Annotated in this window: 22 protein-coding genes; 10 read left to right on the top strand and 12 right to left on the bottom strand. The window is 56.5% G+C overall.

What is annotated here, in order from left to right:
- The 6 genes from VFU50_21510 to VFU50_21485 form a co-directional block, all read right to left on the bottom strand.
- A partial coding sequence (locus tag VFU50_21510) for a class I tRNA ligase family protein (protein HEU5235450.1) occupies window positions 1–341 on the bottom strand: 341 nt, incomplete at its 3' end.
- 344 nt (window positions 342–685) lie between these two features.
- Window positions 686–1,753, bottom strand: a complete 1,068-nt coding sequence (locus VFU50_21505) for a PP2C family protein-serine/threonine phosphatase (GenBank protein ID HEU5235449.1) — start codon at window positions 1,751–1,753, stop codon at window positions 686–688.
- A gap of 222 nt (window positions 1,754–1,975) precedes the next feature.
- Window positions 1,976–2,932, bottom strand: a complete 957-nt coding sequence (locus VFU50_21500) for a hypothetical protein (GenBank protein HEU5235448.1) — start codon at window positions 2,930–2,932, stop codon at window positions 1,976–1,978.
- Window positions 2,929–3,306, bottom strand: coding sequence for a hypothetical protein (locus VFU50_21495; protein ID HEU5235447.1), 378 nt, complete (start codon window positions 3,304–3,306; stop codon window positions 2,929–2,931). The genes VFU50_21500 and VFU50_21495 overlap by 4 nt, the downstream gene beginning before the upstream one ends.
- Before the next feature lie 3 nt (window positions 3,307–3,309).
- Window positions 3,310–3,798, bottom strand: coding sequence for a sigma-70 family RNA polymerase sigma factor (locus VFU50_21490; protein ID HEU5235446.1), 489 nt, complete (start codon window positions 3,796–3,798; stop codon window positions 3,310–3,312).
- A gap of 134 nt (window positions 3,799–3,932) precedes the next feature.
- Window positions 3,933–4,757 carry a hypothetical protein gene (locus VFU50_21485; protein HEU5235445.1) on the bottom strand — a complete coding sequence of 275 codons (825 nt, stop codon included), beginning with the start codon at window positions 4,755–4,757 and terminating at the stop codon, window positions 3,933–3,935.
- A 318-nt stretch (window positions 4,758–5,075) separates the two neighbouring features.
- Here VFU50_21485 and VFU50_21480 point away from each other — a divergent pair, with 318 nt between their 5' ends.
- Together VFU50_21480 and VFU50_21475 are read left to right on the top strand one after the other, a co-directional pair.
- Complete coding sequence (locus tag VFU50_21480) at window positions 5,076–5,495, top strand: hypothetical protein (GenBank protein ID HEU5235444.1); 420 nt, start codon at window positions 5,076–5,078, stop codon at window positions 5,493–5,495.
- A 268-nt stretch (window positions 5,496–5,763) separates the two neighbouring features.
- Window positions 5,764–8,229 carry a glycogen/starch/alpha-glucan phosphorylase gene (locus VFU50_21475; GenBank protein HEU5235443.1) on the top strand — a complete coding sequence of 822 codons (2,466 nt, stop codon included), beginning with the start codon at window positions 5,764–5,766 and terminating at the stop codon, window positions 8,227–8,229.
- A 65-nt stretch (window positions 8,230–8,294) separates the two neighbouring features.
- Here the strand turns inward: VFU50_21475 and VFU50_21470 are convergent, their stop codons facing one another.
- Together VFU50_21470 and VFU50_21465 are read right to left on the bottom strand one after the other, a co-directional pair.
- Window positions 8,295–8,516: a hypothetical protein gene (locus VFU50_21470; protein ID HEU5235442.1), complete on the bottom strand. Its 222-nt coding sequence runs from the start codon at window positions 8,514–8,516 to the stop codon at window positions 8,295–8,297.
- Window positions 8,517–8,518: 2 nt separating this feature from the next.
- Window positions 8,519–8,785: a hypothetical protein gene (locus VFU50_21465; GenBank protein HEU5235441.1), complete on the bottom strand. Its 267-nt coding sequence runs from the start codon at window positions 8,783–8,785 to the stop codon at window positions 8,519–8,521.
- Window positions 8,786–9,104: 319 nt separating this feature from the next.
- Here VFU50_21465 and hslV point away from each other — a divergent pair, with 319 nt between their 5' ends.
- Window positions 9,105–9,737 carry an ATP-dependent protease subunit HslV gene (gene hslV, locus VFU50_21460; GenBank protein HEU5235440.1) on the top strand — a complete coding sequence of 211 codons (633 nt, stop codon included), beginning with the start codon at window positions 9,105–9,107 and terminating at the stop codon, window positions 9,735–9,737.
- A gap of 35 nt (window positions 9,738–9,772) precedes the next feature.
- Here the strand turns inward: hslV and VFU50_21455 are convergent, their stop codons facing one another.
- The 3 genes from VFU50_21455 to VFU50_21445 all read right to left on the bottom strand — a co-directional run bounded on the left by VFU50_21455 (window position 9,773) and on the right by VFU50_21445 (window position 15,508).
- Entirely contained in the window at window positions 9,773–13,237 is a 3,465-nt protein-coding gene (locus VFU50_21455) for a glycosyltransferase (GenBank protein HEU5235439.1), read from the bottom strand.
- 161 nt (window positions 13,238–13,398) lie between these two features.
- A complete protein-coding gene (locus VFU50_21450; protein ID HEU5235438.1) occupies window positions 13,399–15,192 on the bottom strand; it encodes a TonB family protein in 1,794 nt (597 codons plus the stop codon).
- Between the two features lie 61 nt (window positions 15,193–15,253).
- Window positions 15,254–15,508: a hypothetical protein gene (locus VFU50_21445; GenBank protein HEU5235437.1), complete on the bottom strand. Its 255-nt coding sequence runs from the start codon at window positions 15,506–15,508 to the stop codon at window positions 15,254–15,256.
- 259 nt (window positions 15,509–15,767) lie between these two features.
- Between VFU50_21445 and VFU50_21440 the strand changes: the two genes are divergently transcribed.
- Window positions 15,768–17,093 (top strand): amidohydrolase family protein, encoded by a 1,326-nt coding sequence (locus tag VFU50_21440; GenBank protein ID HEU5235436.1) that lies wholly within the window; start codon window positions 15,768–15,770, stop codon window positions 17,091–17,093.
- 2 nt (window positions 17,094–17,095) lie between these two features.
- Here VFU50_21440 and VFU50_21435 read toward each other — a convergent pair whose 3' ends face one another.
- Window positions 17,096–18,175 carry a fibronectin type III domain-containing protein gene (locus VFU50_21435; GenBank protein ID HEU5235435.1) on the bottom strand — a complete coding sequence of 360 codons (1,080 nt, stop codon included), beginning with the start codon at window positions 18,173–18,175 and terminating at the stop codon, window positions 17,096–17,098.
- 135 nt (window positions 18,176–18,310) lie between these two features.
- Between VFU50_21435 and VFU50_21430 the strand changes: the two genes are divergently transcribed.
- The 6 genes from VFU50_21430 to VFU50_21405 form a co-directional block, all read left to right on the top strand.
- On the top strand, window positions 18,311–19,426 hold the full coding sequence (locus tag VFU50_21430; GenBank protein ID HEU5235434.1) for an aromatic ring-hydroxylating dioxygenase subunit alpha: 1,116 nt from the start codon (window positions 18,311–18,313) through the stop codon (window positions 19,424–19,426).
- 67 nt (window positions 19,427–19,493) lie between these two features.
- Window positions 19,494–21,566 (top strand): transketolase, encoded by a 2,073-nt coding sequence (tkt, locus tag VFU50_21425; protein HEU5235433.1) that lies wholly within the window; start codon window positions 19,494–19,496, stop codon window positions 21,564–21,566.
- Entirely contained in the window at window positions 21,563–22,039 is a 477-nt protein-coding gene (gene rpiB / locus VFU50_21420) for a ribose 5-phosphate isomerase B (GenBank protein HEU5235432.1), read from the top strand. The genes tkt and rpiB overlap by 4 nt, the downstream gene beginning before the upstream one ends.
- 100 nt (window positions 22,040–22,139) lie before the next feature.
- A complete protein-coding gene (locus VFU50_21415; GenBank protein ID HEU5235431.1) occupies window positions 22,140–25,022 on the top strand; it encodes a bifunctional transaldolase/phosoglucose isomerase in 2,883 nt (960 codons plus the stop codon).
- A gap of 193 nt (window positions 25,023–25,215) precedes the next feature.
- On the top strand, window positions 25,216–26,229 hold the full coding sequence (gene gnd / locus VFU50_21410; protein HEU5235430.1) for a decarboxylating 6-phosphogluconate dehydrogenase: 1,014 nt from the start codon (window positions 25,216–25,218) through the stop codon (window positions 26,227–26,229).
- 125 nt (window positions 26,230–26,354) lie between these two features.
- Window positions 26,355–26,680, top strand: a 326-nt coding sequence (locus VFU50_21405) for a hypothetical protein (protein ID HEU5235429.1), incomplete at its 3' end; no start/stop codon positions are given.

The following is a 26,680-nucleotide window of genomic DNA, read 5'->3' as shown; positions in this document are numbered from 1 at the left end:
CGCGCGATCTGCTCCGGCTTTTCCAGCGAGAGCATGTGCATGTCCTCGAAGAAGGCTTTTTCGTATTTCGCCGCATACTCGCGCACGCCCATGCCCTTAGCCGACGAGTTGCGGATGATCTTGTCATCCACGTCGGTAATGTTCATCACGTGGTGCAGCTCGTATCCGCTCTGGCGCAAAAAGCGGCGAAAGAGATCGACAAAAACGAACGTTCGGAAGTTGCCGATATGCCCGTAGTCGTAGACCGTAGGCCCGCAGGAGTACATGCGGATGCGCTTGTCCTCGAGCGTCTTCAGCTCTTCGACCCGCCCTGAAAGTGTGTTGAAGACCCGCAGCGCCATGCAGTGAGTTGGTGAGGAAACGAATCTCCGATTCTAGGGAGTGCGAGGGAAGAGGGTCAAATGAGGAAGGAAAGCTGCAAGCTAGAACTCTGCAAAGCGCACCTCTCGCCAGGCAGGATGAACGGAGCGGCTCCGCGCGTATTAGCGGGGCGGATTATGCCTCAACTGGCCACCACGCCTAAGGAAATCCATAAATCGATTCGACCCTGCGGTCGTTTTATTGCGAGCGCTAAATCCGGCTGCTCGTCGGTCAAATTAAATTTACCAGTGAAACTGAATGACAATTGGCGGGGTTCAGCTGGGTCAACACCGAAGTGATCCCACCAAGTCACGCTTAGCGAAGCCTATGACGTGCAGCGCACCAGCAGCAGCGTTTGGTCATCATCCTGGCGGCCGAAACTCAACGAGAGCTTGCGCAGGCGGTCGAAGATTTCCGGCAGAGGCCGGTCGGCGGCCTTTTGGAATTCCTGCTTCAAAGGATCGATTCCCAGTTCGGCGCCGTGGCCGTTGAAGACTTCGCTGAAGCCGTCGGTGAGCAGGAGGAGAACGTCGCCCGGATCGCACTTCAGCCTGGCCGCGGTAAAGCTCTGTTCTGGCAGGATCCCTAACGGCATGTTCTGCGAATCGTATTCCACAATCGAGCGTTGCACTTGACTGTAGCGCAGCAGCGGAGGATGCCCCGCTAACGAGAAGTTCACGCCGTTGCTCGCGCAGAACTGAAGCACTCCTGCGGTCACAAACATATTCGGCATCTTGAGCGGAAAGAGTGTGCGGTGCACCTCCGCGAGCAGTTCCCCCGGAGAACCTCCGTCCGAGAGGCGGCTGCGCACGGAGGTCTTGAACATCGCCATCAGCACGCCGGAGGAGACGCCATGGCCGGAAATATCGGCGATGTAACTCATCCATCCTGCCGGATGCTCCACGATGTCTACCAGATCGCCGCCGACTTCTCCGCTGGCGACAGAAGCTCCAAACACTTCGAATCCGTCGATACGGCGTTCGAAGCTGGGGACCAGAGAGCGATGGATCTCGCGCGCCAGCTCCATTTCGGCTTGAATGCGGAAGTAGCGATTGCCCTCGCGGCGAATGAAGAAGATAAACAAGATGTATCCGAGCGCGATGGTGAAGTTGGCACACGTGCCGAGCGCCGTCATCTGCTTTTGCAGATCAGCTCTGGCTTGGGGTCGCGGATGATGGGTGTTGGCCATGATGAAGAATGCGCACGCGTGCAGCAAACCCCACAATGGCAGCCAGCGGAATCTTCTCAAGATAAATAGCAATGCGTATCCAACGGCGAAGCCACCGTAGATACAGACGATCGCCAGGGTGGAAAGAACTGTCTGCCTAACAGGAATCATTAGGAGCTGCACGAATCCCATGGTCGCAAACAGCGAAAAAACGCCGGCGAGCATCGCGATCCGCGACGATCTCGGGACACTCCTCCAGAACTCGCCTGGCCGGCGTAGCGACCCAGAGGGCTTCGTACGATTGAAGATGGCTTTCTCCTGAATTGTGAGTACGCAATCTTAAGCGGCTGGCGCCGCTGCGACAACTACTCAGAATAGCTCGCTGGGTTCGTGCTCAAGAGGCTTGTGAAACGCAGGTTCCCTGTTCGGGGATTTACAGATTTTGTGCTACATGAGCTTCGCCCTGGTGTTGTCCAACGCTTGCTTGAGTTCCCGACTCGACTGGAGGACCTTTGCCGGATTGGGAATCATGATGCGTACAACGTCAGGTGCGGCATCGATCTGCTGCTGAACACTATCCGCGTTGTCGTCATGAAACATGTCTAGAAACGCGGATCGTATCTTCTCCACTGCTGCATAGTCGGCGGAAGTCACGCCATGGAATTTCTCGGGAGGATCGTTGCCCATCATTTTGGCGTAATAACGGCTTTGATCAGGAGCGGAACGCATCAAGTCCAGGTTTCGTTTCACCGTCTTCATTTCCACATCTGCAGCCGCTGGCCAATTTAGGCCATCGGAGCCCAGTTCATCCAGGGTGGCGCGAAGAAGCCGCTTTTGGGCAAATGTAAGCTTGCCGGAGTCGGCGAAGCGGTTGGCGACAGAAAGCTGCTGCGCCAATAATGCCTTTGCTATCAAGATGGGAACGAGTGGTCCTCCACTCGAAACATCTCTCGCGAACTTGAGGCCGGAGGAAAGAGCGGCTACTGCATCATCGCGATTGCCCTTGTCCCACTGCCGCAGGGCATACAGAACGTCAAGGCGGCCGAGAACTCGTGATCTCCAAAAATACGGCACAGGCGTTTGCCATCCGAGCTTCGCGGAGAGATACCCAAGCCCCCAGTCGCAAGTAGGCAACACGGCACCCGCCCACATGGTGCGCAGCGCCTCAGTATTGTTGTCGACCAAAGTGCCGAACTTCGCTTCGTTGTAATTCTTCGTTCCGGCAATGATCTCGCTGAGTTCTTGCACATCGGCGTCGCTGATCTCAGCATCTTTCATCTGCAAAAAGGCTGAGTAATATTGCAGCGCGGCATTTTCCCCGGGCGCGGGCGCTTGCTGCGCCACGGATTTGGCGTGTATTAAGGTAAGAACGACAATCAAGAAGCTAAACGCTACCTTTTTCATAGTCCCTCCCGTCCGAGGACCTCGAATGCAGTGTGTTTGCCCCGAATGGTTTTCTTTTCTGTCACTCGCCCTTCACGTTCGAGTTGGTTCATAGCAGCGTCAAACGAAGTTGCGCGCAAGAGCACAGCCTGAGACTTTCCCAACGTCATCTGGCCTGCGGAAAACGATCCGTTCGAAGCCAGTGGGTGCTCACCGCTTCCCTGCAAATGCCAAAGCAGACCGATGCCGATCGTAAGGAGAACGGCTGCTGCTACGACAACACCAAGCCAGCGTCGTCCTGTAATGTTTGCGCGCGCCGGCAATGGTGCAGCGTCAAGGGGTCCAAAGAGTCTTAGTTCTTGTTCGAATTGCCGGTCATTTTCTTCAGTGGGCATACATCACACTTTCTTTGCTTGCATTGCTTCGCGCAGCTGAGCAAGGGCATAGCGGTATCGCGAAGCAGCGGTGTTTTCATTGATTCCCAAAACCCGTGCGATTGTCGCAAACGTCAATTCGCCCCAGATGTGCATAACAGCAACCTCGCGCTGTTCTTCGGGAAGCGCCCACAGGGCACGACGCAATCTGCGCTCACTTAAGAAATCCGCCGTCGCATGCTCGACCGCGAACCAGGGCTGCGCTTCGTCGAGTTCCAGCAAGCGCTGGTTCGACCGAACCTCATTCCGGGCTGTGTTCCGGACCGCGGAATACAGGTACGCTGCCCAGTTCTCCGGATGCTCGATAGGTCGATCAATCAGTTTCAGGAAAACTTGCTGAACCACGTCCTGCGCTTTCGATCTGTCACCGACCACACTGCTCGCGAAGACGACAAGCACCTTGGCGTGCGTTCGGTAAAGGCGCTCGACCTCTTCGCGCTCGAGTCGGGACATTTGTCCTCGCCTGATAAGACACACGAGTGAAGCAGATTTGTCTAAATATTCGAAATTCATCCCAGGGCTGCGACGAACTCGGTGCTGGGCTTAAGCGCCCAGCACCGACCCACCGGCTACCGCCGGCGGTTCTGTCAAAACGGGAGCCGAGCCGTGAAGATCAGGTTGTGATCGAAGGTGTGAAAGCGCGTTGCTGCGATCTGCATTCCGGCGCCAAGTGTTAATCCCAAGCGATTGTGGAGAGGAATGCGACCGATGACCAAGCCGGGAGTAAGAAAGGTTTGTTTCTTGCCGTCGTTTGTGCCGCCTTTGTTGAACGTCGAGTTCACTTCCAGTTCCGGCCAGAAAAAGCGGCGCACATGGTATTGAAATGCTGTGTTCCACGCGACAGCGTGTCCGAGCCGGTTTACGCTGTCGACGGGCAGGCCGACTCCCAATGTTGATTGGACGCTAAAGCGGCCGAAGCCCTTGCCTGCCGCGATAGTCGGCGTCACCACTGCCGCAACCGACCCATTTCGGTACGAACCCGTTGGAATACTGCCTCCGAGAAAGAACGTGAGGATGTACTTACCGTGCTCCTCGTTTCCGCTCGCCAGCCGGTACTTCAGCAGAAAGCTCTCGTCGCCGAAGCCATCCTTGATCGCCGGATTATTGTGAACCAGGTATGCCGGAGGCGCGGCGATGATGATTTCGATATTGCGACTTGGAATCAACTCAAATCCTTTTCCTCCTCCAACATTCACCAGCTCGCCGCTGGGGGTGAGCTGACGCAGAATATCGAAGCGAAATTCCTGCTCTAGTCGCGGCGTGACGGTCACCAGCGGCGTGATCCAATGCGGTTGCTCGGCTTGCGTTCGAGAAACACGCTCCTGCCAGTCTTCGATGAATTGGGCCTGGAGAAATATGGGGCTGAGCAGGAGCAGGTACGCGAGGCATAACGACGATTTTGCTCGATTCACATCGTCATGTATATACGAATTGCGATTACCTGCTCAATCTCGAGACGCTCCGATGAAGGATGACCGATGGAAAAATACCCTCATCCATGCAGTCGTTCTTTGTCGTACCTACGACAACTTACGCCAGAGAACTCCGATGAAGCCATTTAGAATCAGTAGCATGCACCTATACCGGTAACCGTAGAGTTACTGTTTGAGGCTGGCGCGCGTTGACGCGACGCTCCCTGACGTAGAAGCTGTAGAGAGTCGTTGTTTGGGAGCAACTAGTCCCTCAAAGCTGGTTTTTCTTCTCCACACATGTGTAAAGGACAAGTTGAAATGGCTGAGCGTCGAATTCTGAATTCCTGGAAAGAAATTGCGAACTATCTTGGTCGAGGAGTGCGCACCGTGCAGCGCTGGGAAGCACAACTCGGACTTCCAGTGCATCGGCCAGCGGGTAAGGACCACAGCGCTGTGCTTGCGTTTTCCTCTGAGCTCGATCAGTGGCTGGACAGCAGGCCCGTTCGTTTTGCGACAAGCGTAACTGGCGATGGGGCACCTGATCGCCAATCAGCACAGGTACAGATGTTGTTGACGCGATCAGAAGTTGTGCTGCAAAGGCTGGAAGCGATCCTGAATCGTGCTGACGAGACGCAGCGCAAGCTGGCTGAGACTCTCGACGTCCTCGCCGAAAATGAAAGCGCTCGCCGCGAGCTGCGGAATGTGCGCTCGCGTCGGCTCGAGGCTGGGGCGGCTTAGATTTCACTCTAAGCTTCCGTCATTTCCCGCTTCTGTCGTTCCGAACGCCCGGGTTTGGCGGAGGAATCCCTATCGATTCCTACGCTGTGAACTTGAGCACGCATCTCGTCCAAACAGTCATCTTGATGGTAGGGATTCCTCTCTCCAGCCCACGCGAACTGCACGCGTGAGCTTCCGCTCGGAATGACAATCCCGCGGCAGCCCTCAGTTTGCTCCCACCTTTCCGCTCGGTTTACATTCATAAATGCGGATTACTTAGGATTCATCGATGTCTTCTATGACTGTACGTCCAGCCTTGCGTCCGGGCTTTTCTTCGCCGGACGAACTCTGGCAGGCGGTTCTTAAACATATCCGTTACACGCTCGCGCAATCGCGGGTGGACCTTACCCCCAAAGCCGTGCTTCGTCCGCTGGCGCTTGCGATTCGCGACCGCCTGATCGACGGCATGCTCGAGACCGAGGAGCGCTATCGAACCACAGGAGCAAAGCGGCTTTACTACCTCTCGATGGAATTCCTGATGGGCCGTGCGCTGAGCGACAACCTGTGCAATTTGCAGCTCACGCATCTTTGTCGCGAAGCACTGGCCGAGCATGGGGTCGACCTCGACGAAGTCCTCGAAACCGAAGTCGATGCCGGGTTAGGCAACGGCGGTCTCGGGCGTCTCGCAGCGTGTTTTCTTGAATCGATGGCGACCCTGGGCATGCCGGGATTCGGCTACGGAATCGACTACGAGTTCGGCATGTTCACGCAGGAAATCCAGGACGGCTACCAGCGCGAGAAGCCCGATCGCTGGAAAAAATACGGAACGCCTCTGCTGATTCCGCACCCCGCGCTCTCCGTCGAGGTCCCCATTTACGGGCGCTGCGATGTTCATGCGCGAGACGCAAAATGGACCGAGCAAAAGCTGGTGCTCGGCGTTCCGAGCGACTTGCCCGTCGCTGGATACGGCGGAAGAACCGTCAATTACCTGCGACTCTTCGCGGCTCAAGCTTCGGAAGACTTCGATATCCAGATCTTCAATCGCGGGGACTACATTCGCGCCGTCGAGCAGAAGATTGCCGGCGAGAACATCTCGCGCGTGCTGTACCCGTCAGATCAGGTGAAGTCGGGCAAAGAACTGCGTCTTTTGCAGGAGTACTTCCTCGTAGCTTGCGCGTTGCGCGACATTCTGCGGGGCTTCCTCGCCGACAATTCCGATTTGGAACAGATACCCGAAAAGATCGCCATCCAGATGAACGACACGCATCCTGCCCTGGCAGTTCCCGAAATGATGCGGCTTCTGGTCGACGAACACGGGATGGAATGGAAGCGCGCGTGGGAGATCACGCAGGCGACGTTTGCCTACACGAATCACACGCTGCTGCCTGAAGCTCTGGAAAAGTGGCCTCTGCCGCTGATGGAATACGTGCTGCCGCGGCACATGAACATCATCTTCAACATCAACCATAATTTCCTGATGAAAGTGGTGCAGTCTGATCCACTCGACTTCGAGCGGCCTCGGCGCATGTCGATCATTGAAGAGGCGGGCGAGAAGCAGGTACGGATGGCGCTGCTGGCGATCGTCGGCAGCCATTCGGTGAATGGGGTCTCCGAGCTGCATAGTGAACTGGTCAAGAAGACGCTCGTGCCCGACTTCGCCAAGATGTGGCCGGAACGGTTCAACAACAAGACGAACGGTGTGGCCCATCGGCGCTGGATTCTGAAAGCAAATCCGGGGTTATCGCAGTTGCTGTGTCGCACCATCGGCGAAGAGTGGATCACCGACTTTGACCAGGTTCATCGCTTCGAGCCGTACGCTAATGATGCCGGCATTCGATCTGAGTTTCGCGAGATTAAGCGTGACAATAAGCAGCGGCTGGCAAAAGTAATTGCGCAGACGTCCGGCGTGCTTGTCGATCCCGAATCGATGTTCGACGTGCAGATCAAGCGCTTTCACGAATACAAGCGCCAGCTTCTCAACTTGCTGCGCATCACCTACGACTACTTGCGCATCACCGAAGACGGCGAGACTCTCACCACGCCCGCAACCTACGTGTTCGCCGGAAAATCTGCCCCGGCGTATCTGGCGGCGACGCAGATCATCAAGCTCATCAACAATGTTGCGCGCACCATCAACGCGGACAAACGCGTACGCGATCAGATCAAAATTGCGTTTGTTCCCGATTATCGCGTGTCGCTGGCGGAGATCATCATTCCTGCTGCGGACCTCAGCGAGCAGATTTCGACTGCGGGCATGGAAGCTTCGGGCACCGGCAACATGAAACTATCGATGAACGGCGCGCTCACGATGGCTACCCTCGACGGCGCCAACATCGAGATCCTCGAGAAAGTTGGCGCTGAGAACATGTACGTGTTCGGGCTCACGGCAGAGCAGATCGCCGAACGGCAAGCGCGCGGCTTCCAGGCGCGCGAGATCTATGACGCCGATCCTCGCATCCGCCGAGTGATCGATACGCTCTCTTCGGATCGATTCTGTCCAACGGAATTCGGCCTTTTCCGCTGGGTGTACGAGACAATGGTCTACCGCGATCGCTACTTCCATCTCGCCGATCTACCCTCGTACATCGAAACGCACGAGAGCGCGCAACGCGACTTTACCGATCAGGAGAACTGGTCACGGCGAGCGATGCTCAACGTCGCGCGCATGGGCAAGTTCTCAAGTGACCGAACTATTCGCGAGTACGCTGCGGAGATTTGGCATTTATCGGGTGAGCGGCAGACGGCCGCGGTGTAGAAAAGGCATTCGGCAGTTCGGATTCGCCGCGCCTGTGCTCGACCGTGAGCCTGCGAAAGGGGTCGCTACTTCCCTGCACTTGCCGCGTGGTTCATTTGCGCCAGTGCATTTTTCGCGGCTTCCACTGCTTTGTCGTAGGTGCTGAACTTCTTCAGGTCAATAACCTCGGATAAACCGTCACCGTGCAGGATGTAGTACCAGAACGTTTCCGTCTCCGCCGCATTTCTGCTTTGTAGTATCTCTGCGACATATCGGCCTTGCGTTATCCGTTTTGGATTTTCCGCCATTGCTAGTGCCCCGCACGTTTGGCTTTGGCTTCAGCGCGCTCTGCCTTGTTCGCTTCATGTTCCTTGTGGCTTTCCCTCGAATTGATAACGTGGGAAGCTGCACGCAAAACGTTAGAGGCAGAATGCATATTCGTGGCCATGCGCGAGACGATGTCCTTATATTCCCCTGCTTCTTTTGCCATTGCTGAAAGCGAGTTGTGAATCTGGTCGAGCTGGTTTGCGTAATCCCGGAATGCGAAAGGAAGGGTCGAGGTATTGAGTGCTACCACAATCAGCCTCAACTTTCTGGGCGTTCGTGGCCATTAGAACAGATATCTTGTCGGGCCGTTACGTTAAGGTGCGCCATTTTCCACACTTTTGTGTCACGTAACGTGACAACCAGTGTACTTGGTGTCCTCGCATTTCGCATCGTACATAAACCAGGAGCGATTCATCCGGATTTTCGACCTGCGTTGTGAATCAACTCTTCTGGTGCCGGAGGCACGCAATGTGAAGCCCAGGACGAAGTCCTGGGATCGCGTGAAGATGAATCGAGTACCGTGTGCACGGCATCCTAACAGCTGGCGTTCTCTATAATTCTCTTATCGCATGAAACTTTCACAGCGCTCCAATTCCGCGAATCCTCAATCGAGAAAAACCCCGCGAATTCGCTCGACGACCGTGCTCTGTGTGCGTCGCGACGGCAAAGTTGTGATGGCCGCAGATGGCCAGGTCACGCTCGGCGAAGGCGTCATTAAACACACTGCTCGGAAGATTCGCCGTCTTTATCAGGATCGAATTCTTGCCGGGTTTGCCGGTTCCACTGCGGATGCGTTCTCGCTCTTCAGCCGCTTCGAAACCAAGCTCGAGCAATATCACGGCAACCTCGGCCGTGCTGCCGTGGAACTTGCTAAGGACTGGCGAACCGATAAGATTTTGCGAAATCTCGAGGCCCTGCTGATCGTCGCCGACCCGGGTCAGACGTTTCTCATCAGCGGAGCGGGTGACGTTATCGAACCTGACGAAGGTATTGCTGCGATCGGCAGCGGCGGATCGTACGCGCTCGCCGCGGCGCGTGCGCTGATGAATAACACCAATCTCCCTGCGCGAAAGGTCGCCGAAGAGTCGATGAAGATCGCCGGCCAGATCTGCATTTTCACCAATGACCGTATCACTTATGAAGAGCTGACGGCAGCTCCGCAGGCCGTCGGTGCTGGACAGGATGGCGCACCGCTCGCTTAAGCTTCTTGCCTGAATTTCCACGATGAAAAGAGATCTCAGTCGCCGCCGTGCGAGAGCGCGGCGGTGCGCTCCAACTTGTCCCAGGAAAAGGCTCGACCATCAATTGCTCGCTTAATCGTCTTGAAGAGCACCACTGAAAACACCTGCCGATAAGTGAAGCGCTGAATCCAGATGTCGGCCAGCAGCCAGTAGTCTTCGTGCTGGCGCGGGTCGCGACGTTCCAGCGCAAATGCCAGGCTGGATGCCAGGAAATCAATGACGAGGAAGCTCAAGAAGTAGATGACCAGCTTCTGGAAGCTAGCAGGGTTTGCCGCGTAAGGATGGAAGTGCCGATCCAGCAAATACCAGACCGCGCTGACAACGAACATGATGTCAATGAACGGCGACACCAGAGGAAGGAAAATCTGAAAGATCACGATGTTGGGCAGCGCGAACCACCCAAAGCTGCCGCGGCGAAGAAATGCACCGCGATGTTTCCATACGGCCTGAAGAATGCCGAAAGACCAGCGAAAACGCTGCCGCATGAGTCCACGAGCGCTCATCGGAGCCTCGGTGTACGCAACTGCGCGATCTTCGTAGATGACGCGCGGGCCCATGCGTAGGATGCTCATAGTGAGATCGGCGTCTTCGGCAACAGTGTTGATGTGATAGGCGCCGGCTTTGCGTACCAAATCGGTACGCCACGCCCCTAAGGCGCCGGGAACGACTGTAACGGCGCCGAGCAAATCGAGAGCGCGACGCTCGAAGTTCTGGCTGGTAATGTATTCGAGCGCCTGCCAGCGCGTCCAGATGTTTACGCGATTTCCGACCTTGGCATTTCCAGCCACAGCGCCGATGTTCGGGTCGGCGAGGTGCGGAATCAAGCGCGAGATTGCTTCGCGGGCGATTACGGTGTCGGCATCGATGCCCACGTAGAACTGTTCGGTTACGTGCTGAAGGCCGTAATTCAAAGCCTCGGCTTTTCCTGAATTGGGTTTGGTCAGCACCAGCACTTTGCCGGAAGCAATCTCTTTTTGAAACTTGGTGCGTGCGATCTCGAGTGTGCGGTCCTTCGATCCGTCATCGATCACGATCACACGCAGCTTCGGATAATGCGAAGCAAGTACGGAGCGAATCGTCCGTTCGATAACCTTCTCTTCGTTATATGCGGGAATTAGCACCGCTACGGGGGGCTGAAAGCCAGGATCGAGATTCCGTGACGAAGAGCCACGAATGCGGTCGATGGTGGCGAGCGCGCCAATTACGAGCAGACGTCCGCTCATCAGAACGTCGCCGGCAAAAAAGATGATCTGGATTCCGATCAGAATGATACTGAACATCCAGAAAGCGAGGTTGTCCACACGCGCAGCCCACAACTCGCGCGAGGTTCCTAGCGGCGGCATGACTTGAGCGCGAGTTTGTCCGATGAGGTCCGATACAGCAACGATCTGATAACCGCGCTCGCGAACGCCGTCGATAATCATAGGCAGCGCCCTCACCGTATGTGACCGGTCGCCCCCACCGTCGTGCAGCAAAATAATGCTGCCGCCGTTGCCGAGCTGATCGAAGACCCTCTGAGCAATTTCTTCCGGCGATGGACGTGGATTCGGGTCCCAATCGTTCGGATCGATTTTGTCGCCTACCGTGATGTAGCCCATGTCCTGCACGGTCTGCAGCGGGCGCACTTCTTCAGCTGTGTCAGGCTCCTGATCGACCGAGTAAGGCGGGCGGAAGAACAGCGGCTTCACGCCGAGCTTGGCGGCAAACAATCGCTCCGTAACGTTGATCTCAGTCTCAAAACGCCACGCGGAAACTTCGCTGATATTCGGATGCGTGAGCGTATGGTTTCCAATCTCGTGTCCCTCTTCGTAGATGCGCTTCACCAGCCCCGGATTATTCTCGGCTGGAATTCCAATCAGGAAGAACGTCGCTTTGGCATTCTTGCGCTTGAGCACGTCAAGCATCTGCGGCGTGTAGGTTGGATCGGGGCCGTCGTCGAAAGTAATCGCGACTTCTTTTGGCTTGTATCCATAGGCCGTGAGCTCGTAGGGATTGGGAAGCTTGGTGAAGTGCTCAGCGGTGACGAGTCGCGTGCGCGGATCCACCGTCACGGTGCGTGTTCCGGCGGTCGGGCGCTGAGTGATACGGAGGATATCCCCTTCCCCTTCGGTGGAAACGTCTGGGCCAGGTGGAACGTTGGCAAGCTTCGTGACAGGATCGGAGGCCTTGGGACGATCCCATATTTCCCAAATCGAACGATCCTCCGAGCCAAGCCGCCACAGGGCAAACGTTCGGATGCCGAGGTCTCGGGCCGCACGCATCTGGTTGATTGCCGTAACTCCATCAAGAAACCAAATCTGATGATGAGTGCCGTCATCTTCAGCGAACGCAATATGCGCGTTCAGGGATGTCGGGTCGATCTCGACCGGCACCTCGGAATCGGAAGACCGAATCCACGCGTCCTGCACGGAAAGATTGCAGACCAGAGCGTGGTTGCCTTCCGGACATTCAATCGGCTTGTCGCCCCATTCGTACCCGTAGTTCCCGATTGCGACGATCAGTTTGTCGCGCGGAATCAGCTTCAAGGCCTTCTGGATGTTGGTAACGAAGAATTGCTGACTGGCGACCGGTCCGGCCTTGCTCTCCGACTGGTGTTCGTCGTAGTCCATGAGGATCAGACCATCGGAGTTGTCGGCCAGATACTTGTAGTTGAAGTCGTCATCATCGGCAGGGACGTTGATGTACATCTTCAGCCCGCGCGAGTGCAGGTCTGAAGCCATCTCCGCAATCAGCGCGTTGAATCCGGGTTGCGCCGATGCGGGAAAATCTTCGAAGTCGACAGAGACGCCGCGGAACTTATTGTCGGACGCAAGAAACGTGAGCAGTTGCCGGCGGAAATTCGCGCGACCGTCAGCATTGGCAAAGAAGTCGCCGATGTTCTGCAGCCACTTTCCTCCGGCAGGATCGAAGTTATTCACCAATGGAAAGACTTCGATATCTGCCTTTTCGGCACGAATCAGCGGCATTACCTGATCGTCTACGCGGTGAATGGAATTTCCGCGGACGACATCGAACATTTCGTTGGTGAGAGCATCAGAGCCCTGAATGCGTCCGTCAGGGGTGAGAACGTGAAGCCACTCAGGGAACAGAAGATCAACCTGCTTCAAATATTCCTTGAGAGACGAATAGCTACCCTTGTCCCAAGTCACATAGAAGGCCGCGCGTAGCCCTTCATCTTCATTCAACGTGACTTCCGACGGCGGCTTATTCGTTCTCCGGTGCGAGCCACGAGCCGGACCTGCGGGACGGCGGCCTTCGCGAATGGCCTTAAGTCTGTCCCGAATTGGCTTATACGTATGTCGAGTCTCAGGCCAGATCGTCTGCGGAAGAAGTTCACTGCGGAGCGCTGTGTACATGAAGACGACGATTACAAACGTCGCCACGAGCCCCCCAACGTGTAGCAAAATCCGCAAATTCCGCCAGCGCTTGCGTTGTGGATCGTAGAAGACTGGATTGGCCATGGAAGAGCAGGGGCTGACTAATCGTAAGGCGAGGGGAAAACAGCGTCAAACGAGAATAGTTTCGAGTTTCCGGTTTCAGGTTTCGGCAAAGCCCGATCATCAAGAAGTATGCTGATGACTGGCTTTGCCGAAACTTGAAACTGGAAACTCGAAACGGTTCTTTAAGGTTTGAAGTTCATCACAATCCGCGTCTCAGCTTCGATAGGTTTTCCATTGAGCATGTACGGCCGATAGCGCCAGTCGCGCAGGGCTCGGAATGCTTCGATGGCCAGCGCACGATCGCCGCTCACGAACTTTACGTCTTTGAGCTTGCCGTCCGTGCCGATCACTGCCGACAGCAGGACGGTTCCGTCGATGCCTGCCTCCTTGGCAAAATCCGGGACCACGGGATCCACACGGTGCAGCAGCTTTGCCGGTGTGAGTTGAGCGGTGTTCCGGGAATCAAGATTCGGAACCGATCCCGCGAGCGGAACGGCCTGCGACGGGGTGAGCAAGGCAGTGCTCGGCGGATCGCCAACCGGTGAATGAGGTGTAATCCCTTGAGTTGCGCTCTTCAGAGCTAATGCGGACTTGTAAATCTTTGCGCCCGATGTGTTCTTGAGCGGCAGAGGCGCCACAGCGATGCGAGTCGCAGGGGGCGAATCCGCAGCAGAGCTCAACAATACATTGTCATGCTCTGGCAGTTTTGGATCGCTATTCGTTACTGAAACAATGTCATGCCCCCTGATCGCAGGCACGGATTGCACACTTGAACGCGCGAGCCGCGACGTCATATGCCAATCAACGACATCTCCAGTTCCGATACCCAGGACGGTGAGTCCAGCCATCAGCAACAGATAATTGCGCGGCTTCCAACGGCTGTCGGTTTTTTCGTTCTCGTCTTGGCGTGAAGTTTCCAGCCGGGACGGGGGAACACTCCCGGTGGTGTCTGGTGTTTCACTGCGTATCTCACGCCGTGGTTCAAGGGAGCCCTTGGTAATCGGCTCACCCACGTTGTGCGGGACATCGTTAGCCGGTGTTTCTTCTGGCGGTTCTGCCCTGTGAATGGCGGCGGTTTCCAGCACTTGTTCCACGTGCTCGCTTACCAAAAAGGGAATTAGCTGTGCAGCGACCGGCGTGGGTACGCTCGGTTTGCGCTGCTGTGCACCATATATATCAGCTGCTACTTCAGCGATCGAGCCTAGCAAAAGAATGTCGCCGCCCTCAAAGTTGCCTGCCAGCGGCGAGAAAACCTCGAGGATTCCCACTACCTCTTCACCTTCCGCGATCGGCACGATCAGCAACGAGCGAAATTCGAGTTCGCGGCAGAGTTCGGCATCGACGCGAGGGGCATTCTCGGCATCGGTAATAGCGACGATGTTGCCCGAACGATAGCACTCGCCGGTGACCGTGTTGTCGATATCTAAAGGCGTTCCGGCCGGAGGTGCGTTGCCGGTGCTGGCACGACAAATCACGGCATCTGCTTCCCGCAAGGCGATCGCCGCGCCGCTGGCACGCGTGCGAATTTTCATGCGCTCGGCCAATAGATCGAGCGCATTGGAGCAATCGAGATTCGCGCGCTCGATTTCCTCACGGAGAGCCGCAGTATCGCTTTCGATGCCTGCGGGAGCACGGTCTGCCGGTTGCTGCTCCGATGCTGCAGAGGACTGTTTCTCATCCGTCTTGAGCCACCGCTTCAGCACGGCACTTGAATCCGGCTTGATGCGCGTAAAGCGAATGCCGACACGGCCAGATCCGTCGCACCAGGCGACGACTCCGCTGGCTTCGATGATGGAATTCGCGTCGGGAAATTGGAAAGTGAAAAACGTAGCAGTGCCCGGCTCGAGGCGGGAACTGCCCGAGACGCTCAAGCCGCCCTCGCCGATATCGTGCAGCCACATCTCCTTGCCGGGCAGCAATTCGATCGGGATCGGCAACGGCACTTTCTTGCGCAGAAAGAGACGCTGTTCGCTCATGGGCTCTTCCAAGGCAGAGGGGGAGTGCACAGAAGAACTCAATTAGCTCCTCGACCGACGGTTATGGAAACTGCTTAGCCGAAGCCCAGGGCGTAGGCGTCGCTGCCGGAGTGGTCGGACGCACTGGGGTTGTGCCGAACGAAACTGCGGCAGCATTAGCGCTCACTGCAACTGGACGCGGAGCCTCGGCATTCTCGTCGATTAATTTGGCGGCAAGGCGAAGTGCATCCAGCTCTGTATGTGCGCGCTCGATTTCTTTTTCATAGCGCTCGACGTCGGCTTCCCGTTGGCGAATCAGTTCGTAGATGTCCCTCACGGGGATCTCCTGATAAGGATGAGGTGAGACTACTTGGCATCATCCATCAGAATTCGGTGCGAGTAAAGAGAGAAGTAGATATTTTTCGCTGAATTGAGAAGACGCGAGCTCAAGCGGGGGTTAACACAAAGGTCACGGAGGTTTAAAAGAGAGGACACGACGATTTGCAGTTCTCCGTGACTTTGGCGTTTCAGACTTCGTGCCCTTCGTGTTAACTCCCATTCTTAACCGCCTCACCCGTTATAATTCGCGCGCCAATATGAAAACCATCTTCCGCGTTGTCGCTGTATCGATACTTGTTTGCGGTTCTCAAGTTCTCTCGCAAACGCAGCCGGCTGCAACTTCCAAACCAGTCGTCGTTCGCGCTGCTCACATGCTGGATGTTAAGACCGGACGAATGCTGAACAATCCGGTGATCATCATCAGTGGAGATCGCATCACGAGCATCTCCGGGCCAGTGCCTGCGAGTGCCACCGTCATCGATCTGCCGGGAGCAACGCTTGTGCCTGGCTTGATCGACGCTCATACGCACATCGTGGGAAAAGGAACGAACTTCGGCTATCAGGAATTAGCTGAGTCTATCCCTTCGGCGACTCTTTGGGGGGCACGCAACGCTCGCGTAACGCTCGAAGCTGGATTCACGACGGTGCGCAACGTCGGCGCAAGCGGATTTGCAGACGTCGCGCTGCGTGACGCGATTAACGACGGCCTGGTGCCCGGTCCGCGGATGCTGGTCAGCGGCCCTCCGTTGGGCATCACCGGTGGACATTGCGATGACAATCTTCTTCCGTACTCCTACCACGAAACTGCGGAAGGCGTTGCGGACGGCATAGAGAACGTGCAACACAAGACGCGCGAGGTGATCAAGTACGGCGCCGACGTAGTGAAGATCTGTGCCACCGGCGGCGTGCTCTCAAAAGGTGATGATCCACAAGCATCGCAATTCACTCTGGAAGAGATGAAGGCAATCGTGGCCGATGCTCATCGCCTCGGACGCAAAGTCGCGGCACACGCGCATGGCGCTCAGGGAATCTTGTGGGCGACCGAAGCTGGCGTGGATTCGATCGAGCACGGTTCTTACATCGATGATGCAGGAATCGCCGCCATGAAGCAGCATGGAACCTATCTCGTGCCGACCGTCTATCTGCAAACCTGGATGCTGGAGAACGCACAGTCCATCGGACTACCACCCATGTACGCAGGCAAGATGCGGCAGATCATCGGCATCGCCCGCAAGAATCTCACGCACGCTTTCGCCAGCGGAGTGAAAGTTGCATTCGGAACCGATGCCGCAGTTTATCCGCACGGGCTTAATGCTCATGAGTTCAACGAGTACGTGCACATGGGCATGACTCCGGTGCAGGCTATCCAGACCGCCACAGTCAATGCCGCGGATCTCTTGGGATGGTCCGATCGCGTTGGCACCATCGAGCCCGGCAAATACGCTGACATCGTTGCCGTGAGCACCGATCCAACGAAAGACGTGACGACGCTGGAGCATCCGGTGTTCGTAATGAAAGGCGGAGTGGTGTACCGGAATGAAATAGGAGCAGCAGGTACCGCGTCCCGCACCGCTGGCGAATAAAGCTATTGCGGAACCTGCTCCGACGCTTCTTCCGACCGCTGGCTTTCATTCCCGCGCTCATCGACAGCGGAAACGGAATAAACGTACGTGCTCCCCGTGGTGATAGCAGCATCGTGGTATGCGGGGGCCTTTACCGGTTGAGCATTCAATTTCACAGCAGCTGACGCAGGTTCCTGCTGTAGACGGCGAAATACGAAGTAGCCGGCCAGATCGCGATCGACATCAGGAGTCCAGGTCAGATCGATTGCCGGAGGCTGGCCCGATACAACGCCGGTGAAGACCGCTTGCAGTCCGGTGGGAGTCGCTGGCGGGAAGACGTCATGAGCAAACAGCTCCTGCGGATTCGAAGCCGCCGCGTCAAACGTTGCCGTTTCCCCATTTGGAACTTTCGTGGAGGCGGTAATGGCGACGCGATACTCGTACGTCTTCTCCCAGACAAACGTGTCATCGCGAAGCTCGATGTTGGCGGCCTCGCCTGTTTCAGACAGGTCCAGTACTCTTCGCGCAACGACGCTCTCCGAAGCCGAGCCGCCTTTTTCGCTCCGACGAAGTTCCAACGTTTGCTCGATGCTCTCATTGCGAGGGGTGATATTAGCGGTTACGAGTACCATATCGGGGGTAAGTCGAACGAGCGGCGACCCATTGATGGTTGAAACCGCAGCCGTTGGAACCTGCACCTGGTTCGAAAGCCCCGCGTTCCTGCCGCGATCGTTATCGACCTGCACAGCATAGGTGATGTAGTCAGTGGGAGCGGTCTTATCGGACGGAATGTTGACTGCAACGCTGGCAGACTGCTGATCTTTCGGCGTAGGTAGCGTCGTGAGTGGCGTGCATTGGTCGATACGAGGCTGATCGACGGCCGCGCAGATTTTGCTTTGCCCACGATGACGAAATTTTGCGCCGTCAGTTGTCTCAGTGGGAACCGTCCAGGTGAGTTCGACTTCGTCGCCGCTGCGAACAGCTTTCAGATCCGTAACCGGCTTGGCAAGATTGAGCGACGGCGGTTGTGGCGCGCCCGGCGTCCCGCAGGCGCAGCAAAGCAATGAAGCCACACCGCACCATATCGCCAAATAAATGCGCATGAATGAATGAGGGTAGCAGAACAGGCAGTAGACAATAAGCGATCCCAATAAGCCAGAGGCAGCGCGATCGCACTTGTGGTGAATCCTCGTTGGCCTATTGCCTATTGCCTGCTGCCTATTGCCTAATGAAAGACAGTGGATTCCGGCATTCAAGTCGAAGAGCGTCAACCTGCAGCTACCGCCGAGCAGTCCTCTTCCGCGGGCCTAATGTTGCCGGACTTCTGGTATCCCGCGCTGCTAAGTCAGGCATTGCGCGGACGCAAGCTGCTCAAAACAATCCTGCTCGGTTTGCCGGTGGTTGTCGGACGCGATGCCAACGGTCGCGCTTTCGCCATGAAGGACATCTGTCCGCATCGCGGCATTCCGCTCTCTTGTGGACGCGTCGAAGGCGAGAATCTCGAATGCTGCTATCACGGTTGGAAGTTCAACGTGCATTCCGGGACGTGCACGGACATTCCATCGCTCACGGCCGATTCGCGCATTAAGCCGGAAAAGATTCACGCGACTTACTATCCCTGCGAAGAGCGTGATGGATATGTCTGGGTTTTCATGGCGGAATCGCGCAACGCAGCGATGAATCCCTCGACAGTCCCTGAGCTGCCGCTTCCAAGCCGCAAGTACAAGATCACGCATCTTTCCGCCGAACTGCCCTGCAATGTCGATCATGGCGTAATCGGGTTGATGGATCCCGCGCATGGCCCATTCGTTCACCAATCGTGGTGGTGGCGCACACGGCGCAGCATTCATGAAAAGCAAAAGACATTCGAGCCGATTCCCTACGGCTTTCGCATTCGTACACACACACCGAGCGCGAATAGCGGAGCATACAAACTGTTGCGTTTTTATGGTGACGCAGTCACGACGTCCATCGAGTTCACGCTGCCCAACATTCGCGTCGAGCAGATTCGCATTGGCGATCACTGGGTGGTAAACCGCGCGGTCGTAACGCCCATCGATCAGAAGCATTGCCGCCTTGATTTCTGCGCAGCTTGGAACATCTTTTCGTGGGTGCCTTTCGTGAAACCGATCTTTAATGTCTTCGCGCGAAAATTCATACGGCAGGACCAGGGCACGATGGAGCTGCAGGCCGAAGGTCTCCGCTTCAACCCACCTTTAATGCTGATTGACGATGCAGATCGCCTCGGCAAGTGGTACTTCCAGTTGAAAGCTGCATACGTGCGATCGAAGAAAACAGGGTTGCCCTTTGAGCACCCTATGAGCGGACCGGTGACTCTGCGCTGGCGCAGTTAGGATTGTGCTTGCAAGTTTGGGACGCGACAGAAGCTCGTGTCGTGTGATCGCTTCCGGGGAGAAGTCTTTGGACACTAAACAGCTCGACCAGCTCTGCGTAAACACCATCCGTACGCTGAGTATGGATGCCGTGCAGCAGGCCAACTCCGGACATCCGGGCACTCCGATGGCGATGGCTCCCGTCGTTTACACGCTCTGGAACCGCCTGTTGCGCTTCGATCCGGAAGACTGCATCTGGCCCAATCGCGACCGCTTTGTGCTTTCTGCCGGCCATGCCTCCATGCTGCTCTATTCCGTCCTGCACCTCACCGGAGTAAAGGCGGTCGACGCCAACTACGAGCAGGTAGGGAAACTGAGCGTCACGCTCGACGACATCAAGCGCTTTCGCCAACTCGACAGCAAGTGCCCTGGACATCCTGAATATCGTTGGACCTCAGGCGTGGAGACCACCACGGGTCCGCTCGGGCAGGGTGTGGCGACCAGTGTTGGAATGGCCATCGCAGGCAAGTGGCAGGCGGCGTACTTCAATCGTCCTGACTTCGAGATGTTCAATTACCGCGTCTACGCGCTCGCCGGCGACGGCTGCATGATGGAAGGCATCTCGAGCGAAGCTGCGTCACTCGCCGGGCATCTGAAGCTCTCGAACTTGTGCTGGATCTACGACAACAACCACATCACCATCGAAGGCAACACCTCGCTGGCATTCAGTGAGGACGTAGCCACGCGCTTCATGGGCTACGGCTGGAACGTAACCCGGGTCGGCGACGCCAACGATCTCGACATGCTTGAGCGCGCCTTCAACACCTTCCATCGCACGACCGATCGTCCAACGCTGATTATCGTTGACAGCCACATCGCTTATGGAGCGCCCAACAAGCAGGACACTAGCGGTGCTCACGGCGAGCCGCTCGGCGAAAATGAGATTCGCCTCACAAAGCGCAATTACGGCTGGCCGGAAGACGCAAAGTTTTTAGTCCCTGACGAGGCGGTCAGCCATTTCAAATCGGGAATCGGCAAGCGTGGCGCGGAGCTGCGTTCGGCCTGGCTGCAGAGATTCTCGCAATATAAATCCAAGTATCCTGATTTGGCCGACCATCTCTCGAAGATGCAGCGCCGCCAGCTTCCCGAAGGCTGGGACAAAGACATTCCGACATTCCCCGCTGATCCAAAAGGAATCGCGGGACGCGACTCTTCAGGTAAGGTTCTCAATGCCATCGCGAAAAACGTACCTTGGCTAATCGGCGGCGCCGCCGATCTCGCGCCCTCCACGAAAACGCGCCTGACCTTCGACGGAGCAGGCGACTTCAGCGCCGAAAACTATTTTGGACGCAACCTGCACTTCGGCATTCGCGAACATGCCATGCACGCGATTCTGAACGGGCTTTCGGTTTCCAAGCTTCGTCCCTTTGGCTCGCAGTTCCTGATCTTCAGTGATTATGCCCGCACCTCGATCAGGCTGAGTGCCATTATGGAGCTCCCGGTGATCGACATCTTCACCCATGACTCCATCGGCGTGGGCGAAGACGGCCCAACGCATCAGCCGATCGAGCATCTCGCCTCATTGCGAGCCATACCCGGCCTGATCACCTTCCGCCCCGCGGACGCGAATGAAGTAGCCGAAGCCTGGCGAGTATTCATGCGCCTGACCTCCGAGCCTGTAGCTCTGATCCTCTCACGCCAGACCTGCGCCACGCTCGATCGTGCAAAGTACGCTCCGGCCTCTGGAGTTGCGCGGGGTGCGTATGTCCTCTGTGGTGATCCGAAAGCCATGCCTGACCTGATCCTGATCGGTACGGGCAGCGAGGTACAGCTCTGCGTTGAAGCCTACGAGAAGCTCACGTCGGAAGGCGTGAACGTTCGCGTGGTGAGCATGCCATCCTGGGAATTGTTCGAGCACCAGACCGAGGACTATAAAGAAAGTGTGCTTCCCGCAGCCGTCCAGAGCAGAATTTCGGTCGAACAAGCTTCCACCTATGGCTGGGCGCAATATGTGCGCAATCCCGGAGCGCGCATCGGAATGAAGACTTTTGGCGCGTCGGCTCCGCTCAAAGAATTACAAAAGAAGTTTGGTTTCACGCCCGAGGCGATTGTAGGTGTAGCCAAAGACTTGCTGTCGAAGAAGGCTGCGAGGGGAGCATGAAGCTAAGCATCGGAGCCGACCACGCGGGATTTCCGCTTAAACAGGAGATCGTGAAATTCCTCCGCGATTCAGGCCATGAAGTGCTCGACCTCGGCACCAACAATACCGATCCAGTCGATTATCCCGACTATGCCGAAGCAGTCGGTAGAAGCATTCTCGACGGCACTGTGAATCGCGCTGTTCTGATCTGCGGCAGCGGCGTTGGCGCTTCCGTCGCAGCGAACAAAATTCCCGGGATTCGCGCTGGCCTTTGCCACGATTCGTATTCGGCGCATCAAGGTGTGGAGCACGACAACATGAACGTCCTCGTGCTCGGGGCGCGAGTCATCGGCGTGGCGCTCGCAAAGGAGCTCGTCGAGATTTATCTCGCCGCAGAGTTTACGAAAGAAGAGCGACACATGCGCCGCGTTGGGAAGATTGCTTCCATCGAGCAGCGATACGGAGGCAAGCGCGCGGTTGTGAGCGGGAATTGAAAAGCAGCAGTAGGCGATAAGCAATGGGCAATAGGCGAACCGAGGCAAGCCTATTGCTTATTGCCTAGCGCCTACTGCCCATTAGTAAGGAGCGAAAACAATGAACGCAATTCGTGCCACCGGCGTTACCACAATGAATCCTCTCAAGGCTCTCGCCGGATACGGCCAATCAGTCTGGCTTGATTACATCCGACGCAGCCTGATCACGAGCGGAGAGCTGCAGCGGCACATCGATGAAGATGGACTCGCTGGTGTCACCTCAAATCCCGCGATCTTCGAGAAGGCCATCGCCGGCAGCAATGACTACGCTGACAAGCTGTCGCGCCTGAATGCGAGCAATCTCGATGCGAAAGGCATCTACGAAGAGATCGCGATCGGCGACATTCAGGATGCGGCCGACATCCTCAAGCAGGTGTACACCGCGACAAAGCGCCGCGACGGCTACGTAAGCCTCGAAGTGTCTCCCGAACTCGCGAATGACACACAAGGCACACTCGAAGAGGCACGGCGTCTATGGAAGCGCGTAGGTCGCGAGAACCTGATGATCAAAGTGCCTGGCACTCCTGCCGGCGTTCCGGCCATTCAGCAGTTGATCAGCGAAGGTATCAACGTAAATGTCACGCTGCTGTTCGCGCAGGAAGCTTACGAGCGCGTTGCGGAAGCCTTCATCGCCGGTGTAGAGAAGGTTGTCGCGAATGGCGGAGACGCATCGCGTGTTTCCAGTGTAGCCAGCTTCTTCGTAAGCCGCATCGACACGCTTGTCGATAGCATTCTCGAACAGAAGATCCACGCTGCGCACTCAGACGACGAGCATCGCTTTCTCGAATCTCTTTTAGGGAAGGTCGCAATCGCGAATGCGAAGCTCGCTTACGAAAGCTACAAAAATATCTACAGCACGCCGCGCTGGAACACGCTGAAGCAAAATGGCTCGCATACCCAGCGTCTGCTCTGGGCATCGACGAGCACAAAAAATCCCAGCTATCGTGACGTGCTCTATGTCGAAGAACTAATCGGACCAGACACGGTCAACACGATTCCGCCCGCCACGCTCGACGGCTTCCGCGATCACGGCGTTCCCAAAGAGAGTCTCGAGTCGAACCTCGAAGGCGCGCGCGAAACCATGCAGAACCTCGCGAAAGCCGGCATTTCGATGAAAGAGGTCACCGACAAGCTTCTCGACGATGGCGTAAAAATCTTCGAGGAAGCGTTCACTAAGTTGCTGGCCGCCATCGAGAAGAACCGCAAGAAAAACCTGGCGCCCAAAATCGATCAGATGAGTTGGAGTCTGCCGAGCGATCTCGACAAGAAAGTGAAATCAACGATCCTGGAATGGGAACAGGGCAAGAAGATGCGTCGTCTGTGGGGACGCGATTCATCGCTGTGGACTAACTCCGACGAATCCAACTGGCTTGGCTGGCTGGCGATGGCAGAAGATCAGCTCGCACACATCGCCCACCTGACTTCCATCGCGCAGGAAGTGCAGCAAGCAGGTTTCACGCACGTTGCGTTGCTTGGCATGGGCGGATCAAGCCTCGCTCCCGAAGTGATGAGCATGACCTTCGGTCGCGCTAAGGGCTTCCCCGAGTTCCACATGCTCGATTCGACCGATCCGGCCCAACTCAAAGCTTTTGAAGGCAAGCTGAATCTCAAGAGCACGCTCTTCATCGTTTCGAGCAAATCCGGAAGCACGCTCGAGCCGAACATATTTAAGCAGTACTTCTTCGATCGCGTGAAACAAATAGTCGGCGAAGGGAAAGCAGGCGATCAGTTCATCGCCATCACCGATCCGGGCTCATCGTTCGAGAAAGTCGCTCAACGAGACAAATTCCGCCACATCTTCCACGGACGTCCTGATATCGGCGGACGCTACTCCGCGCTTTCAGACTTCGGTCTGGTTCCATCCGCGGTGATGGGTGTGGATGTAAAGAAATTCCTGAGCGCGACAGAAGAGATGGTGCAGGCCTGCGCGCAGACCGTGCCGGTTGCGGAAAATCCCGGCGCCGTACTGGGCATCATCATGGGCGTGCATTGCAATGCGGGTAAGGACAAAGTCACGCTCATTGCCTCACCTGGCATTTCCGATCTGGGAGCATGGCTGGAACAGTTGCTCGCCGAATCCACCGGTAAGGAAGGCAAGGGGATCATTCCAGTAGATCGCGAAGAGCTCGGCTCGCCTGATGTGTACGGAAAAGATCGGCTCTTCATTTACATTCGCCTGCAGGATGAAGGTGATTCCAGGCAGGATGCCAAAGTCGAGGCGCTGGAGAAGGCCGGACAGCCGGTAGTCCGAATCAACGTGCTCGACAAATACGATCTCGGCCAGGAGTTCTTCCGCTGGGAGATCGCCACGGCTGTTGCTGGTTCGGTGATCGGCATCAACTGCTTCAACCAGCCCGACGTTGAAGCGAGCAAAGTCGCGACGCGAGAGCTGACGCGACAGTATGAAGAGACAGGCTCGCTTCCGGCCGAATCTCCGATTCTGGAAGACCAAGGCATAAAGCTCTACGCCGATGAAAAGTATGCCGGCAAGCTCACCGTCGCCGCCGGCAAAGACAAATCGCTGGCCGCGTACCTGCGTGCGCATTTGAGCACGATCGGCGAAGGCGATTACGCCGCGCTGCTCGCCTACATCCCGATGAACGATGCCGACGAGAAAGCGCTTCAGTCAACGCGCACGGCAATTCGCGACAAGAAGCGATCGGCAACGTGCCTCGGTTTCGGTCCACGTTTTCTGCACTCAACCGGGCAAGCCTATAAAGGCGGTCCCAATACGGGAGTGTTCCTGCAGATCACCTGCGACGACGCCGTCGATGTTCCCGTTCCAGGACAGAAGTTCACTTTCGGGATCGTAAAAGCAGCGCAGGCGCGAGGCGATTTCCAGGTCTTAGGCAAGCGCAATCGCCGGGCACTTCGAGTGCACCTGGGCAAGGATCTGGCAGCCGGTTTGGCGACTCTGGAGAAAGTGGTCAGGCAGGTTCTGTAATCTTAGCTTTGTCATTCCGAACGCGTGAGTTCCTGTTTTTGGAACTCATGCGGAGGAATCCCTATCAGGCAATAGGCGGTAGGCAATAAGCAGAAGCGGACGGCAGGAGAACAGTACGCCTATTGCTTATCGCCTAATGCCTATCGCCTTCGGTAGGGATTCCTCACGGCAAACCAGCCGTTCGGAATGACAAATGGAAGCGCAAGGAAAACATATGCAGCTCGCAATGATCGGTCTCGGCCGGATGGGCTCTAACATGGTCCGCCGGCTTATGCGCGCCGGACATCAGATCGTCGTCTCCGATCTGAGCCCTGATGCGGTAAACGGGATGGCCAAAGAAGGCGCCACGCCGAGCAGTTCGCTCGATGATCTGGTCAAGAAGCTCACGAAGCCGCGCGCCGTCTGGATCATGGTGCCCGCAGGCGATCCCACGGAAAAGACCGTTTTGGCACTCGCCGATAGACTCGAAGTCGGCGATACGATCATCGACGGCGGCAATTCGATGTGGAAAGACGACATTCGCCGCTCGACATATCTGAAGCCCAAAGGCATTCATTACATCGACGTCGGAACCAGCGGCGGCATCTGGGGACTTGAACGCGGATACTGCATGATGATCGGCGGTCCGGATGAAGCCGTGAAGCGCCTCGATCCCATTTTCAAGACGCTCGCGCCCGGAATCGGCGATATCCCACGCACTCCGGGCTGGGAGAAGAAGCCGAATAACACCGCAGAGCAAGGCTACATTCACGCAGGTCCGTCAGGCGCGGGACACTTCGTGAAGATGGTCCACAACGGAATCGAGTACGGTCTCATGCAGGCCTACGCCGAAGGCTTCGATATCTTCCGCAATTCGAACTCGAAAGAAATTCCCGAAGAGCAGCGCTACAACCTGAATCTGCCCGAAATCGCGGAGGTCTGGCGGCGCGGATCAGTAGTCGCGTCCTGGCTGCTCGATTTGACCGCGATGGCGCTGATCGAAGATCCCGAGCTGTCGCAATACAGCGGTTTCGTGCAAGATTCCGGCGAAGGTCGTTGGACAGTGGAAGCGGCAATAGCGACATCTACGCCGGCCGAGGTGCTGACCGCTGCGCTTTATACTCGCTTCCGCTCGCGCAAGGACCACACCTTCGCGGAAAAGACGCTTTCGGCGATGCGCCAAAAGTTCGGCGGGCACGTGGAACCGAAGAAAGCAGCGGGAAAGTGAAGAATCGCGTGATCGGGCCATCGGGTCATCGGGTGAAGTGGAAAATCCGTGAAATCCGTGCGCGAAGCGTCCGCGTGATCCTGTCGTGTTTTGCTTTTGAATTTCCGAAGTGTGGATAGAGAAGAATGGCGACTGCCACTCAACCCAATACTCAGGCTGATATCCCACAAACCAAGTCTGCCGGACCGTGTGTCATGGTGTTATTTGGCGCGACCGGCGATCTCACCAAGCGCAAACTGTTGCCATCCATTTACAACTTGCTCAGTTCCGGATTGCTCTCGCGCGAGTTCGCGATCGTCGGGATGGCCAAGGATGAACTCACTACTGAGCAGTTTCGCGCTCATGTGAACGATTCGCTGAAGCAGTTTTGCGATGGCGCCGATCCGCAGTTGGTTGATTGGCTGGACAGACATTCGTATTACGTAACCGGCGAGTTCGGCGATCCGGAAGC

The sequence above is a fragment of the Terriglobales bacterium genome, from assembly GCA_035764005.1.
GTDB lineage: Bacteria > Acidobacteriota > Terriglobia > Terriglobales > Acidobacteriaceae > Gp1-AA112.
This window is presented reverse-complemented; position numbering and strand designations above follow the sequence as displayed.

What these genes read in the sequence shown, in the direction of transcription:
- VFU50_21505 (HEU5235449.1), bottom strand. Translation starts at nt 1,753, where the DNA reads ATGCTCGCCGGCGTTTTTTCGCTGTTTGCGACCATGGGATTCGTGCAG.
- VFU50_21500 (HEU5235448.1), bottom strand. Translation starts at nt 2,932, where the DNA reads ATGAAAAAGGTAGCGTTTAGCTTCTTGATTGTCGTTCTTACCTTAATA.
- VFU50_21495 (HEU5235447.1), bottom strand. Translation starts at nt 3,306, where the DNA reads ATGCCCACTGAAGAAAATGACCGGCAATTCGAACAAGAACTAAGACTC.
- VFU50_21490 (HEU5235446.1), bottom strand. Translation starts at nt 3,798, where the DNA reads ATGTCCCGACTCGAGCGCGAAGAGGTCGAGCGCCTTTACCGAACGCAC.
- VFU50_21480 (HEU5235444.1), top strand. Translation starts at nt 5,076, where the DNA reads ATGGCTGAGCGTCGAATTCTGAATTCCTGGAAAGAAATTGCGAACTAT.
- VFU50_21475 (HEU5235443.1), top strand. Translation starts at nt 5,764, where the DNA reads ATGTCTTCTATGACTGTACGTCCAGCCTTGCGTCCGGGCTTTTCTTCG.
- VFU50_21470 (HEU5235442.1), bottom strand. Translation starts at nt 8,516, where the DNA reads ATGGCGGAAAATCCAAAACGGATAACGCAAGGCCGATATGTCGCAGAG.
- hslV (HEU5235440.1), top strand. Translation starts at nt 9,105, where the DNA reads ATGAAACTTTCACAGCGCTCCAATTCCGCGAATCCTCAATCGAGAAAA.
- VFU50_21455 (HEU5235439.1), bottom strand. Translation starts at nt 13,237, where the DNA reads ATGGCCAATCCAGTCTTCTACGATCCACAACGCAAGCGCTGGCGGAAT.
- VFU50_21450 (HEU5235438.1), bottom strand. Translation starts at nt 15,192, where the DNA reads ATGAGCGAACAGCGTCTCTTTCTGCGCAAGAAAGTGCCGTTGCCGATC.
- VFU50_21440 (HEU5235436.1), top strand. Translation starts at nt 15,768, where the DNA reads ATGAAAACCATCTTCCGCGTTGTCGCTGTATCGATACTTGTTTGCGGT.
- VFU50_21435 (HEU5235435.1), bottom strand. Translation starts at nt 18,175, where the DNA reads ATGCGCATTTATTTGGCGATATGGTGCGGTGTGGCTTCATTGCTTTGC.
- rpiB (HEU5235432.1), top strand. Translation starts at nt 21,563, where the DNA reads ATGAAGCTAAGCATCGGAGCCGACCACGCGGGATTTCCGCTTAAACAG.
- VFU50_21415 (HEU5235431.1), top strand. Translation starts at nt 22,140, where the DNA reads ATGAACGCAATTCGTGCCACCGGCGTTACCACAATGAATCCTCTCAAG.
- gnd (HEU5235430.1), top strand. Translation starts at nt 25,216, where the DNA reads ATGGAAGCGCAAGGAAAACATATGCAGCTCGCAATGATCGGTCTCGGC.